General features: G+C 61.7%; 9 protein-coding genes. 3 read left to right on the forward strand and 6 right to left on the reverse strand.

Annotated features, from left to right (window positions below; genetic code table 11):
* The first annotated feature begins 41 nt into the window (after positions 1-41).
* From xylB to AC5YUO_RS23725, 3 genes are all read left to right on the forward strand, one after another.
* Positions 42-1,496, forward strand: coding sequence for a xylulokinase (gene xylB, locus AC5YUO_RS23715; RefSeq protein ID WP_496156555.1), 1,455 nt, complete (start codon positions 42-44; stop codon positions 1,494-1,496).
* 237 nt (positions 1,497-1,733) lie between these two features.
* Positions 1,734-3,044 (forward strand): xylose isomerase, encoded by a 1,311-nt coding sequence (gene xylA / locus AC5YUO_RS23720; RefSeq protein ID WP_496155484.1) that lies wholly within the window; start codon positions 1,734-1,736, stop codon positions 3,042-3,044.
* Between the two features lie 747 nt (positions 3,045-3,791).
* A complete protein-coding gene (locus tag AC5YUO_RS23725) occupies positions 3,792-5,171 on the forward strand; it encodes a GH1 family beta-glucosidase (protein WP_496155485.1) in 1,380 nt (459 codons plus the stop codon).
* A 70-nt stretch (positions 5,172-5,241) separates the two neighbouring features.
* Here AC5YUO_RS23725 and AC5YUO_RS23730 read toward each other — a convergent pair whose 3' ends face one another.
* From AC5YUO_RS23730 to AC5YUO_RS23755, 6 genes are all read right to left on the reverse strand, one after another.
* Positions 5,242-6,369 carry a Gfo/Idh/MocA family protein gene (locus AC5YUO_RS23730; RefSeq protein ID WP_496155486.1) on the reverse strand — a complete coding sequence of 376 codons (1,128 nt, stop codon included), beginning with the start codon at positions 6,367-6,369 and terminating at the stop codon, positions 5,242-5,244.
* A gap of 215 nt (positions 6,370-6,584) precedes the next feature.
* Positions 6,585-7,397, reverse strand: coding sequence for a 5-deoxy-glucuronate isomerase (gene iolB / locus AC5YUO_RS23735; RefSeq protein ID WP_448733030.1), 813 nt, complete (start codon positions 7,395-7,397; stop codon positions 6,585-6,587).
* Positions 7,398-7,613: 216 nt separating this feature from the next.
* Positions 7,614-8,522, reverse strand: a complete 909-nt coding sequence (gene iolE / locus AC5YUO_RS23740) for a myo-inosose-2 dehydratase (RefSeq protein ID WP_400820789.1) — start codon at positions 8,520-8,522, stop codon at positions 7,614-7,616.
* Between the two features lies 1 nt (position 8,523).
* Entirely contained in the window at positions 8,524-10,350 is a 1,827-nt protein-coding gene (gene iolD, locus AC5YUO_RS23745; protein ID WP_496155487.1) for a 3D-(3,5/4)-trihydroxycyclohexane-1,2-dione acylhydrolase (decyclizing), read from the reverse strand.
* Positions 10,347-12,263, reverse strand: a complete 1,917-nt coding sequence (locus tag AC5YUO_RS23750; protein ID WP_496155488.1) for a bifunctional 5-dehydro-2-deoxygluconokinase/5-dehydro-2-deoxyphosphogluconate aldolase — start codon at positions 12,261-12,263, stop codon at positions 10,347-10,349. Before AC5YUO_RS23750 ends, iolD begins: the two co-directional genes overlap by 4 nt.
* 206 nt (positions 12,264-12,469) lie before the next feature.
* Complete coding sequence (locus tag AC5YUO_RS23755) at positions 12,470-13,285, reverse strand: MurR/RpiR family transcriptional regulator (protein ID WP_496155489.1); 816 nt, start codon at positions 13,283-13,285, stop codon at positions 12,470-12,472.
* Positions 13,286-13,570: the final 285 nt, after the last annotated feature.

Here is a 13,570-nt window from a genome sequence, read left to right on the forward strand (position 1 = left end):
ACGCTGAAAGCGGCGCATGGGGCGCCGGAATGGAGAAATACATGTATCTCGGTCTCGATCTTGGCACTTCAGGCGTCAAAGCCCTGCTGATGGACGGCGATCAGAAAATCATCGGCTCGGCCAATGGCTCGCTGGACGTTTCACGCCCGCATCACGGCTGGTCCGAACAGGACCCGGCGGACTGGATCGCCGCGACGAAAACCGCCGTTGCCGGCCTGAAGCAGAAGTTTCCGAAGGAACTCGCCGCCGTGAAGGGCATCGGCCTTTCCGGCCAGATGCACGGCGCGACGCTTGTGGATGCCGAAGGCAAGGTGCTGCGCCCCTGCATTCTGTGGAACGACACGCGCTCCCATGCCGAGGCGGCAGCACTCGATGCCGATCCGCGTTTCCGCAAGATCACCGGCAATATCGTCTTCCCCGGATTTACCGCGCCGAAGCTTGCCTGGGTGGCGAAGAACGAACCTGACATCTTCGCGAAAGTGGCCAAGGTGCTGCTGCCGAAGGATTATCTGCGGCTGTGGCTGACCGGCGACTATATCTCGGAAATGTCCGATTCCGCCGGCACCTCCTGGCTCGATACCGGCGCGCGCAAATGGTCCTCCGAACTGCTTGCCGCCACCGGGCTCGATGAAAAACACATGCCCTCGCTGGTGGAAGGCACGGATGAGGCGGGCGTACTGCGCGCGGAACTGGCTTCCGAATTGGGCATTGCCGGCCGTGCCGTCGTCGCCGGTGGCGCGGGCGACAATGCTGCTTCCGCCTGCGGCATGGGCACGGTGAAGGAAGGCCATGCCTTCGTATCGCTCGGCACATCCGGCGTGCTTTTTGCCGCCAATGCGTCTTATCTGCCGAAGCCGGAAAGCGCCGTGCATGCCTTCTGCCATGCGCTGCCCAATACCTGGCACCAGATGGGCGTCATCCTTTCCGCGACAGATGCGCTGAACTGGTATTCGCGCCTCACCGGCCAGTCCGCCGCCGATCTGACCGGCGAACTCGGCGAGACGCTGCTTGCGCCCTCCGGCGTGACCTTTGCGCCCTATCTCTCCGGCGAGCGCACCCCGCATAATGACGCGGCCATTCGCGGCTCCTTCATCGGCCTTTCGCATGAAAGCGACCGCAAGGCGCTGACCCAGGCTGTGCTGGAAGGCGTCACCTTTGCCATCCGGGACAATCTCGAAGCGTTGAAATCGGCCGGCACCTCGATTTCCCGCGTCACCGCCATCGGCGGCGGCTCGCGCTCGGCCTATTGGCTGGCATCGATTGCCACCTCGCTTGGCGTGCCCGTGGATATTCCGGCCGAGGGCGATTTCGGTGCCGCCTTCGGTGCGGCCCGCCTTGGCCTGACTGCCGCGACCGGGGCCGATCCGGTGGCGGTTTGCTCGCAGCCGGAAACGGCGCGGACGATCGAGCCGGTGGCTGCGCTGGCCGGGGCTTATGAGGAGGCCTATCGGCGATATCATGCGCTTTATCCGGCTATTCGGGCGCTTTCGCATTGATGTGTTGAGGGTGGGGCATCACCCCCCTCTGTCCTGCCGGACATCTCCCCCACAAGGGGGGAGATCGGCAAGTGGCGGGCACTTCACTTCATACTCTACCTCGCGAGAGGTGAGAACCTAACCACAAGTCGATCTCCCCCCTTGTGGGGGAGATGTCCGGCAGGACAGAGGGGGGTGAGCCCCACCCTCCAACCTATACCGAACACCACCCAAACCCACCCCAAGAGGAGGACCACCATGAGCACAGGTTTCTTCGGCGATATCGCCAAGATCAAATATGAAGGCCCCGACAGCACCAATCCGCTGGCCTTCCGCCATTACAATCCCGACGAGATCGTCGCCGGCAAGCGCATGGAAGATCACCTGCGTTTTGCGGTCGCCTATTGGCACACCTTCACCTGGCCGGGCGGTGACCCCTTCGGCGGCCAGACCTTCCAGCGCCCCTGGTTCGAAGATACGATGCAGGCCGCCAAGCTGAAGGCCGATGTGGCTTTCGAATTCTTCTCGCTGCTCGGTTCGCCGTTTTATTGCTTCCATGACGCCGATGTGCGCCCGGAAGGCAAAAACTTCGCCGAGAACACGAAGAACCTCAACGAGATCGTCGATTATTTTGCTGAGAAGCAGGCCGATACCGGCGTGAAGCTTCTGTGGGGCACGGCCAACCTCTTCTCCAACCGCCGCTTCATGTCGGGTGCGGCAACCAATCCGGACCCGGATGTCTTCGCCTTCTCCGCCGCCACGGTGAAGACCTGCATGGATGCCACCAAGAAGCTCGGTGGCGCGAATTATGTTCTGTGGGGCGGCCGCGAAGGTTACGAAACGCTGCTCAACACCGATCTGTCGCGTGAACTCGACCAGCTCGGCCGTTTCCTCAACCTGGTGGTGGAATATAAATACAAGATCGGTTTCGAAGGCACGATCCTGATCGAGCCGAAGCCGCAGGAGCCGACCAAGCACCAGTATGACTACGACGTCGCCACCGTTTACGCCTTCCTGCAGAAGAACGGGCTGGAAAAGGAAGTGAAGGTCAATATCGAGCAGGGCCACGCCATTCTTGCCGGCCATTCCTTCGAGCATGAGCTCGCAATGGCCAATGCCTTCGGCATTTTCGGCTCCATCGACATGAACCGCAACGATTACCAGTCCGGCTGGGACACCGACCAGTTCCCCAATAACGTGCCGGAAATGGCGCTTGCCTATTACCATGTTCTCGCCGGTGGCGGCTTCAAGAATGGCGGCACCAACTTCGATTCCAAGCTGCGCCGCCAGTCGCTCGACCCGCAGGACCTGCTGATCGGCCATATTGGCGGCATGGATTGCTGCGCCCGTGGCCTGAAGGCGGCGGCGAAGATGATCGAGGACGGCGCGCTGTCGAAGCCGCTTTCCGAACGTTACGCCAAATGGGATTCTGCCGAGGCGCAGAAGATGCTGCGTGGCGAGCTGAAGCTCGAGGAGATCGCCGCACTGGTGGAGCGCGAGGATATCAATCCCGAGCCGAAGTCCGGTCGTCAGGAATATCTCGAAAACGTGGTCAATCGTTACGTTTGATGCGCGCATTGGGGGCAAGGGCAGCGTTGCCCCCTCATCGCCTCGCTTCGCTCCGGCACTTCTCCCCGGCGGGGAGAAGAACAAGCGGGGCGCTCTTTGCCCAAAGCGACCTCTCCTGAGAATATGCGGCGGTCACTGCACATTTCTTCTCCCCGGCCGGGGAGAAGGTGGCCCGAAGGGCCGGATGAGGGGGCCTGCTCGCCATCTCTTCCCAAAGGCGAGGGCAATTCCACACCGCCACTCCTTACTTTTCAGTCACTTCCCGAAAAATACGTTCCCTCCCATCCCCGCCGGCCATTTCCGCCGCATCATTCTTCCCGCAACCGGAACGGAAGGGCGATACGCGCGGCGTCTTTCGCGAACCGGAGGCCGGCATCGACAAGCATGGTTCTGGCAGACCGTGTTTCGGAAAAGCATTCCGTCTGGCCAGAGGCGGGAAGGACCGATCCGATAGGTGCCGTGAAAAGACTAGGACCGATGGGCCGTTATCGCGGTCCTGATGATGCGGCCCGGTGAGTGCAACAACTTTCACCACATCCCATCCCACCCGCATTCGCCGGGCCGATGCCCAGCGCCGCCGGCAAAACCGTCGCGGCGGCATCTACCCATGCAAAGCGCTTTGGACTTGTTAACTGCGCAGCCTGAAACGTTGTAGATTCCTTGTCACCCGACTGTACCTCGCAGACGACATGGTCTAAACCGCTGCTGATCTTTTCACGCTCGATGGATGACGAAAGGGCCTCTCCGATGACCGATCCCCAAGCGCTTGCAGCCCGTTTCCCCGGCGATTTCCTGTTCGGTGTCGCGACCGCCTCGTTCCAGATCGAGGGCTCCACGAAAGCGGATGGCCGCAAACCGTCCATCTGGGATGCCTTCTGCAACATGCCGGGCCATGTCTTCGGGCGTCATAACGGCGATATCGCCTGCGATCATTACAATCGCTGGGAAGAGGATCTCGATCTCATCAAGGAGATGGGTGTCGAGGCCTATCGTTTCTCCATCGCCTGGCCGCGCATCATTCCCGATGGTTTTGGGCCGATCAACGAAAAGGGTCTGGATTTCTACGACCGCCTCGTTGATGGCTGCAAGGCGCGTGGCATCAAGACCTATGCGACGCTTTACCATTGGGATCTGCCGCTGACGCTGATGGGCGACGGCGGCTGGGCCTCGCGCTCCACCGCGCACGCCTTCCAGCGTTATGCAAAAACCGTCATGGCCCGTCTCGGTGACCGGCTGGATGCGGTGGCGACCTTCAACGAACCCTGGTGCGCGGTGTGGCTCAGCCATCTCTACGGCATTCACGCGCCGGGCGAACGCAACATGGAAGCGGCCCTTGCCGCCATGCATCATATCAATCTCGCCCATGGTTTCGGCGTGGAAGCCTCCCACCATGTCGCGCCGAAGGTGCCGGTGGGGCTGGTGCTGAACGCCCATTCCGTCATTCCCGCTTCCGACAGCGAGGCCGATCTGAAGGCGGCCGAAAGGGCCTTCCAGTTCCACAACGGCGCGTTTTTCGATCCGGTCTTCAAGGGCGAATATCCGGCCGGGATGATGGAAGCGCTGGGCGATCGCATGCCTGTGGTGGAGGCGGAAGACCTCGCCATCATCAGCCAGAAGCTCGACTGGTGGGGGCTGAATTATTACACGCCGATGCGGGTTGCCGACGATGCGACGCAGGGCGCGGAATTTCCCGCCACCACGCCGGCTCCGGCGGTCAGCGCGGTGAAGACCGATATCGGCTGGGAGGTTTACGCCCCGGCGCTCCAATCGCTGGTCGAGACCCTCTACAAGCGTTACGACCTGCCGGAATGCTACATCACCGAAAACGGCGCCTGCTATAATATGGGCGTCGAAAATGGCGAGGTGAACGATCAGCCGCGTCTCGATTATTATGCCGAACATCTCGGCATCGTCGCCGATCTCATCCGCGACGGTTACCCGATGCGCGGCTATTTCGCCTGGAGCCTGATGGATAATTTCGAATGGGCCGAGGGCTATCGCATGCGCTTCGGCCTCGTGCATGTGGATTATGATACGCAACTGCGCACGCTGAAAAACAGCGGCAAATGGTACAGCGCGCTGGCTTCGGAGTTCCCGAGGGGGAACCATGGTGTGGCGAAGGTATAAACCGGGTGACAGCGTGAAAGCGACTGCCTCCCGGTAATGACGCCGGCCTGAGCCTGCTTTCGCGCCGGTGTTATTCCGCAATCTCGGCGCTTCCCACCCAGCGCCCTTCGGCGAAGGAACGGGCCATGGCATGAATGCTGCGCTCGATCTTCAGCCCTTCCTCGAAATCGATGATATGGGCCTTTTTCCCCTCAATTGCCGCGATCAGTTCCCGGCATTCGATGACCTTGAGGTCGTTGAAACCGAGGCCGTGGCCGGGGGCGGGGATGAAGCGGTCATAGGGCTTGTGATGGGGGGCGGTGAGGATGGTTCTGAAACCCTGTTCTTCCGCGCGTCCATCCGTGGTGTAGAGCTGGAATTCGTTCATCCGCTCCTGATCGAACAGGATCGAGCCGGTGGAGCCATAAATCTGGATGGCGATGCGGCCCTTGCGGCCCCAGGCGGAGCGGTTGGCGATGAGCACGGCGGAAATGCCGCCTTCGAGCTTCAGCAGCACGCTGGCGAGATCATGCGTCTCGACGGCGCGCTCGCCGCCGCCGGCCAGCGGGCGGGTCTCGTAAGGCTTCACCATGTCGGTGATGGCGCTTTGTGCGTGGCCGAACAGGGCATAGAGCAGCGACAGCGGATGCACGGCAAAATCATCCAGCGCGCCGTAACCGGAGGAGGCCTCGCTCTTCCAGTAGAAGGGCTGGGTGGCGTCGGCCATGAAGTCCTCGTCCATTTCGGCGCGGACGTGATAGACCTTGCCGATCGCGCCTTCGTCGATCAGGCGGCGGATATGGCGGATGACGGGGTTCTGAATATAGTTGTAACCCATCGCCGCCGCCTTGCCGGACCGGCGGGCGGCGTCGCGCATCCTCACCGCGTCAGTGAAGGCGGGCGCCATCGGTTTTTCGCACCAGACATGTTTGCCTGCCTCGAGGGCGGCAATCGCCATTTCCGGGTGAAAGGCGTTGGGCGTGGTGACCGAGATGACGTCGATCTCCGGATCGGAAAGCAGGTCGCGCCAGTTGCCTGTCGAGCGGGCAAAACCGAACTCGGCGGCTTTCTTCGCCGCCAGCTCCGGCTTGACTTCCGCGAGCGTCACGAGGCGGGGGCGTTCCACATCGCCGAAGACGCTGGTGACGTTGTTCCACGCCAGCGCGTGGCATTTGCCCATGTAACCGGTGCCGATAAGGCCCACGCCAAGAGCGGCCATGGTATTTTCCTCCCGAGAGTTTTATAATGAAATCAACGTATTGAGCGTTTATTGAAATGTGGCAGGCGAAACAAAGCCCCTCCGCCCTCATCCCTGTGCTTGTCACAGGGATCCAGCCAGCCCAAGTCCGTGGGCTGGGAAGACTCTCCCCGCCGCGCAGACGCGCGTCGGCTGGATTCCTGTGACAAGCACAGGAATGAGGGACGTCGTGCTTCTCAGGGATTATCCCGCTTGAAAATCCAGTCATGATCCGGATGGTTCTTAAAGCGCCATTTGCGCATCGGTCCCGCCATCACGTTCAGGTAATACATCTCGTAACCATAGGGCGCGCCGCAGGGGTGGTGACCCTTGGGCACCAGCACGACATCGCCATCCGCCACCGCCATGGTCTCATCCAGCGAGCCGTCTTCGGTGAAGACCCGCTGAAAGCCGAAACCCTGCGCCGGGTTGAGGCGATGATAATAGGTCTCTTCCAGATAGGTCATATCGGGATAGTTATCCTCATCATGCCGGTGCGGCGGATAGGACGACCAGTTGCCCGACGGCGTGAAGACTTCAGTCACCAGCAGGCTGTCGGCCACGTCACGCTCTTCCATGGCGATGGGGAAGATGTAACGCGTATTGGCGCCCTTGCCGCGTTCGGTCAGCTGCACGCCATTGGGGCCGATCTGCTGCGCCTCGCGGCTGCCTTTTTCGCCGGGCGCGGTGCAGACGCCGACGGTGCAATCCGTCGTGGCCGTCAGCGACCATTCTGAGCCGGCCGGAACGTAGACGCAATGCGGCGGCTTGCGCTCGAACACATTCATGCGGTCGCCGAGTTCACCGAAATCCTTCCCGCCTGCGGAAATCGTCGCCTTGCCTTCGACCAGTACGAGGATGACTTCCGTATCGCCGGTGTTTTCCGCCGCCGTTTCGCCCGGCTTCAGGCGGTAGAGGCCGAAACCGACATAACCCCAATCCGCGCTTTGGGGCGTGATGTCGTGCACCTTGCCGCTGGTCGCGACCGGCTTGCGCAGAAGTGAGGTCATGGTGGTGTTCCTTTTTGGTGTGTCGTTCAATTTATCGGGCGGCTATTCCCGCGTTTCCCTCATCCCTGTGCTTGTCACAGGGATCCAGCCAGCCCAAGTCCTTGGGCTGAGAGGAGTCTTTCCGCCGCGCAGACGCGCGTCGGCTGGATTCCTGTGACAAGCACAGGAATGAGGGAGGAGGAGCTTCAGGCTTCCACTGCCTAAGGCAGAAGGGCCTCAAGCAGCCTCGGCCTTATCCAGCCCCGCCTCGCGCGCAAAAGCCTTCAGCGATTTCAGCCCGAGGCTCTGATATTCGAACGGGTTGCGCACGTCAGGGTCCTGTTCGGCCTCGATTACCAGCCAGCCGCTGTAACCATGCTCGGCCGCCACCTTCAGCACCGGCGGAAAGTTCACGCCGCCTTCGCTGTCGCCGGGCACGGTGAACACGCCACGGCGAACGCCCTCGAGGAAGGAGAGCCGCTCGTTGCGCACCTGATCGGCGATGACGGGACGCACATTCTTGGCATGGATGTGGCCGACGCGGCCCATATATTTCTGCGCGACGCGCACGGGATCGCCGCCGCCGAACAGGCAATGGCCGGTATCGAGCAGCAGATGCGTCTTCGGGCCGGTGTGTTTCATCAGGAGGTCGATTTCCTCTTCGCTCTCCACCACCGTTCCCATGTGGTGGTGATAAACGAGGGTGATGCCCTGTTCTGCGGCAAAGGCGGCCAGCGCCTCGACGCCCGCGCCGAATTTCGCCCAGTCCTCGGCCGCAAGGCGCGGACGGTCGACCAGCGCCGTGTCATCGGCACCATGGATGGCATTGGAGGTCTCGCAGACGATGATGACCTTCGAGCCCATGGCCTTCAAGAGATCAAGCGCTGGCTGCATCGCCTTCTTTTCGGATTCGATGTCATCGGTCAGAAGGTTCAGCGAATGCCAGCCGGAGACGAAGGAGAGGCCGCGCGGCGAAAGCACGCCCTTCAGGCCTTCCGGCTCCGTCGGGAACTTGTGGCCTTTTTCGATGCCGTCGAAACCGATCTTCGCGGTTTCATCAAGGCATTGTTCGAGGCTGATATGCGCGCCCAGCGTGCGGTCGTCGTCGTTGGACCAGGCAATCGGGTTGGTACCGTAACGGATCATCTTACTGTCTTTCCTTGACATGGTTTTCATAACGGGCGCGGGCCGGGCCGATTTCGGCGCGGTCGGACACTTCAGGCACCGCGACATCCCACCAGTGACCGCCGGCCTGCGGCGTCGGGTAAGGGTCGGTATCGATGACGATGACGGTGGTGCGGCTGGAGGCGCGGGCGGCGGCAAGCGCCTCTTCCAACTCGGAAATGGTGGAGACCTTGCGTGCATCCGCCCCCATCGAGCCGGCATGGGCCACGAAATCGATGGCGATGGGGTTGACGTTGGTGTGGGCGTAGAGGTTGTTGAACTCCGCGCCGCCGGTTTCCATCTGCAGGCGGTTGATGCAGCCGTAACCCCTGTTGTCGGTGATGACGAGGGTGATCTTCACGCCCATGGCGACCGATGTGGCAAGCTCGGAATTCATCATCATGTAGGAGCCGTCGCCGACCATGACGATCACATCCCGGTCCGGTTCCGCCATCTTGATACCGAGACCGCCGGCCACCTCATAACCCATGCAGGAGAAGCCATATTCCATGTGATAGGAGAGCGGCAGCTTGGATTTCCACAGCTGGTGAAGTTCGCCCGGCATGGTGCCTGCCGCGCACATGACGACGGTATTGTCACGCGACTGGCGCTGTACGGCGCCGATCACCTGCATGTCGGTGGGCAGGCTGTTGGCATTGTCCTCGCCCGGCGCCGCCGTATCGGCATCGGCCTTTTCAAACCATGCAGCTTTCAGGCCGGCATTGGGCGCCGCGAAACGGTGGCTGCCAAGCGCTGCGGAGAGCTTTTCAAGCCCGATCTTGGCATCGGCCGTCAGGCTGATCGCATCGTGCTTGGCGCTGTCATAGGGCTGGACGTTGAGCGCCAGGATCCTGCGGCTTGGGTTCTTGAACAGCGCCCAGGAGCCGGTGGTGAAATCCTGAAAACGGGTGCCGACACCGAAGACCAGATCGGCCTTCTCGCTGATGATATTGGCGCTTTCCGCACCGGTAACGCCAACAGGGCCGAAATTGAGATCGTGATCCCAGGCCAATGCCGATTTACCGGCCTGCGTTTCCACGACGGGGATGGAGTGCGTTTCGGCAAAGCGCTTCAGCGTCTCGGTTGCGCCGGCAAAATGAACGCCGCCGCCGGCAACGATAACAGGGTTCTTCGCCGCCTTCAGCGCCGCGACCGCTTCTTCGAATTCCACGACATCCGGCTCGGGACGGCGCTGACGCCAGACCCGCTTTTCGAAGAAACTTTCGGGGTAATCATAGGCTTCCGCCTGCACATCCTGGCAGAAGGCGAGCGTGACGGGGCCGCAATCGGCCGGGTCCGTCATGGTGCGCATGGCGCGGGGAAGGGCCGTCAGCAACTGTTCCGGCCGCATGATACGGTCGAAATACCGGCTGACCGGGCGGAAGCAGTCATTCACCGTCATGGTGCCGTCGCCGAAATCTTCGAGTTGCTGCAGCACGGGATCGGGGCCGCGATTGGCGAAGACATCGCCGGGGATCAGCAGCACAGGCAGGCGGTTGACATGCGCCAGCGCTGCCGCTGTCACCATATTGGCCGCACCCGGGCCGATGGAGGAGGTGACCGCCATGGCGCGTCTGCGGCGCAGCTGCTTCGAATAGGCAATGGCCGCATGGGCCATGGATTGCTCGTTCTGGCCGCGATAGGTCGGCAGTTCGTCGCGGATGCCATAAAGCGCTTCGCCGATGCCGGCGACATTGCCATGGCCGAAAATGGCCCACATGCCGGCGATATAGGTTTCGCCATGCTCATTCATCTGCGCTGCCAGGTAACGAACCATGGCCTGCGCAGCCGTCAATCTGATTGTCTTCACGCTGCCTCTCCCTTTTTGGCGCGCGCCTCATCCCAAATGCGGCACAGGCTGGTATAGCGCTGCGCCATATCCCTGACCGCTTCCTCATCGGTCATCCTGCCACCGAGCCAGTTGCGGGCGGCATCCACGAAAATCGTGCGGCCAACGGCGAAACCTTTGACCAGATCGAAACCGGCGGCAAGGCGGAAGCTCTCTTCCAACTCGCTTTGCGGCGCGTCGAGACCGAGAACGACGATGCCGCGCACATAAGGATCGTTGCGATGCACGGCGTCGCAGGCGTTCTTCCACGCGGCACGGGTCTTCATCGGCTCCAGCTTCCACCAGTCGGGATAGACGCCGATCTCATAGAAACGCTCGACGATGCGGGCGGCGGTAAGGTCGTCGGTCGGACCGACCTTGGAGGGAATGACCTCCAGCAGCATTTCCAGCCGGTTGCGGCGTGTTGCCTGGAACAGACGCATGACGGTCTCTTCCTGCGCGGCGCGCATGTCGTCCGTATCGTCGGGATGATAGAAACACAGAACCTTGACGACATTTTCAAGCGGCCATTCGGAAAGACCGCCGAAATCCTTACCGAGATCGGGTTCCAGCGTCAGCGGGCGCGAGCCCGGCCATTCCACCGGACGGCCGATCCAGAGGCCGGAGCCGCTGGCGGCAAACAGGGCGTCGCGGCCAAGGCGGCCGTCGCAGAGAATGCCGTAACCCGGCTCACCACCGGAAACCTTCTGTGCGGCCTGAAGGCAGAGCGTCTTGAAAGCACCGATCTGCTCGTGCTTGACGCCAAGTTCGTCGGCGATCGCTTCCAGCTGCATGCGGTGGTCGAAAGCGAAGACGCGCATCGTCTCCCAGTCGCCCTTGCGGTTGGTGGACCAGTGCACCTGCTCCAGCGCCTCGTCCTTGCGCAGCGCCTTGTTGCGGATGCCGGCCTTGAAGAAATATTGCAGCTCTTCCCAGCTCGGATAGGCCGGCGTGCAGCCATGGCGGGAGACGGCGAAGGCGCCGCAGGCATTGGCGTATTTCAGCGTTGTCGGCCAGTCTTCGCCACGCAGCCAGCCACGGAACAGCCCGGCCATGAAGCCGTCACCTGCACCGAGAACGTTGAAGACCTCAATCGGGAACCCTTCGCCCGTCTCGCCATCATCGAGGCTGGCAGGAATATCGCCGGCGAAAACCGAAGCACCCATCGGCCCGCGCTTGCACACCAGCGTCGCGTTCGAAACCTTGCGCACGGCCTTCAACGCGGTGAGCGTATCGGTGGAGCCGCCGGCAATGTGGAATTCCTCTTCCGTGCCGACGATCAAGTCGAACAGATGCAGGGTGGATTGCAGCTTGGCGGTGACCTTCTGCGATTCGACGAAACGGCTTTCGCCATCGCCATGGCCGGCCACACCCCAGAGATTGGGCCGGTAATCGATATCGAGCGCGGTCTTCGCGCCATTTTCGCGGGCGAGTTTCAGCGCCTTCAGCACCGCCGCTTCCGTTCTTGGATGCGACAGATGCGTGCCGGTGGCGCAGACGCAGCCGGCCTCGGCAATGAAGGCGGGATCGATGTCGTCTTCGCTGAGCGCCATGTCGGCACAGTTTTCGCGATAGAAGATCAGCGGAAACTGGTTCTGGTCGCGAATGCCGAGCAGCACCAGCGCGGTCAGCCGCTCCGGGTCGGTCTTGACGCCGCGCACATCGACGCCTTCGCGCACCAGCTGCTCGCGGATGAAGCGGCCCATATGCTCATCGCCAACGCGGGTGATGACGGCGCTGTTGAGACCCAGCCGGGCAGCGCCGGCGGCGATATTGGTGGGGGAGCCGCCAATATATTTGGCAAAGGAGGCCATGTCCTCCAGACGGCCGCCGACCTGCGAACCGTAAAGGTCGACAGACGAGCGCCCGATCGTGATGAGATCAAGTTTTTTCAAAAGGTTCCTCCTTCGGGCCGCCCGTTGCGGCGGCCTGCCTCATATGTTTGGAGCGACACCGGGCGAAGCCGCCCGCACCTTTCGCCATCCCGCTCCGGCGGGCCTCCTCCGCCCACTGTCACCCGTCACGAGACGGACGATGATGGAATGCCCGTTTCATGGATTTGGATCATAAATTCTATTTTTTCCATTTTCAATAAAAATATTCAGGCCGTCTTGCGAGTTCCCACAGCAACCGCCAGCGTGATGGCGAGACAGAGCGTGGCCGAAAGCGAGCGGAACGCGCCGAAATCGATCTCGGTGACGGTCAGCAGCGTCGCACCGGATTTCCGGAGCGGATTGACGGCGGAATCGGAAAGCGCCACGACCGGAATGCCGTTGGCGCGGGCGTTCTCCGCCAGTTCCAGCGTCTCAGTGGAATAGGGCGAGAAGGTGATCGCGATCAGCGCGTCGTCGCGGGAAATGGCGCTGATATTGCCGAGCCCGCCGACCGCGCTGTGCAGAACCGCCGGAACCTTCATTTTCTCGAAGGCATAGGCAAGGTAACTGGCGATGGGGAAAGAACGCCGCAAACCGACAATGTGGACGGTGCGCGCGCCGGCCAGCGCCGAAACCGCCTCGTCAAGCTGGCGTGTATCGACCGACTTCAGCAGCATTTCCAGCGAGGACCGGCCGGCCTCCACGAATTCCGCCAGCAGGCCGGAGGCGCTCTCGTCGCCCTTTTCCCGCAGATGGTCGAGCCGCGTGGCATAATCCGGCCAGCCGCCGACATAGGAATCACGGAACAGGCGCTGCATTTCCGAAAAGCCGGAAAAGCCCATGATCTGGCAAAACCGCATGAAGGCCGAAGGCTGCACACCCGCCCCATCCGCCATTTCGGCGACGGTGGAAACGGCGATCCGGTCCTGATTGGAGGCGACATAATCGGCACATTGCCGCAACCGCTTCGGCAGGCCCTCCGCGACCTGGAGCAAGCGCTCCTCAAAAGCCTTCACCGAATCTGGCGCCTCGATTGCCGTCATTGTCGTTCCCTTATGCAGACTGAAATCGTGTGCAGTTTAACTGCAATGGAATTTTTATTCCATTGGGTTTTTTTAAGGGGCGGGGAAATGAGACATGGGTGGGTTTTTGATGGACGCAGGCTGACCCGCACACCCCCCCCATCCCTGTGCTTGTCACAGGGATCCAGCCGTCGCGCGTCTGCGCGGCGGGGAGGGTCTCCTTCCAGCCCAAGGACTTGGGCTGACTGGATTCCTGTGACAAGCACAGGAATGAGGGGAGGATATAATTCGACCTTGCGAAGCATT

Source organism: Agrobacterium sp. LEGMi-208b, from assembly GCF_059511785.1.

Coding starts and splice junctions, on each gene's coding strand:
- AC5YUO_RS23755 (WP_496155489.1), bottom strand. CDS start 13,285: ATGACGGCAATCGAGGCGCCAGATTCGGTGAAGGCTTTTGAGGAGCGC.
- xylB (WP_496156555.1), top strand. CDS start 42: ATGTATCTCGGTCTCGATCTTGGCACTTCAGGCGTCAAAGCCCTGCTG.
- AC5YUO_RS23730 (WP_496155486.1), bottom strand. CDS start 6,369: ATGGCCGCTCTTGGCGTGGGCCTTATCGGCACCGGTTACATGGGCAAA.
- iolE (WP_400820789.1), bottom strand. CDS start 8,522: ATGATCCGTTACGGTACCAACCCGATTGCCTGGTCCAACGACGACGAC.
- AC5YUO_RS23725 (WP_496155485.1), top strand. CDS start 3,792: ATGACCGATCCCCAAGCGCTTGCAGCCCGTTTCCCCGGCGATTTCCTG.
- xylA (WP_496155484.1), top strand. CDS start 1,734: ATGAGCACAGGTTTCTTCGGCGATATCGCCAAGATCAAATATGAAGGC.
- iolB (WP_448733030.1), bottom strand. CDS start 7,397: ATGACCTCACTTCTGCGCAAGCCGGTCGCGACCAGCGGCAAGGTGCAC.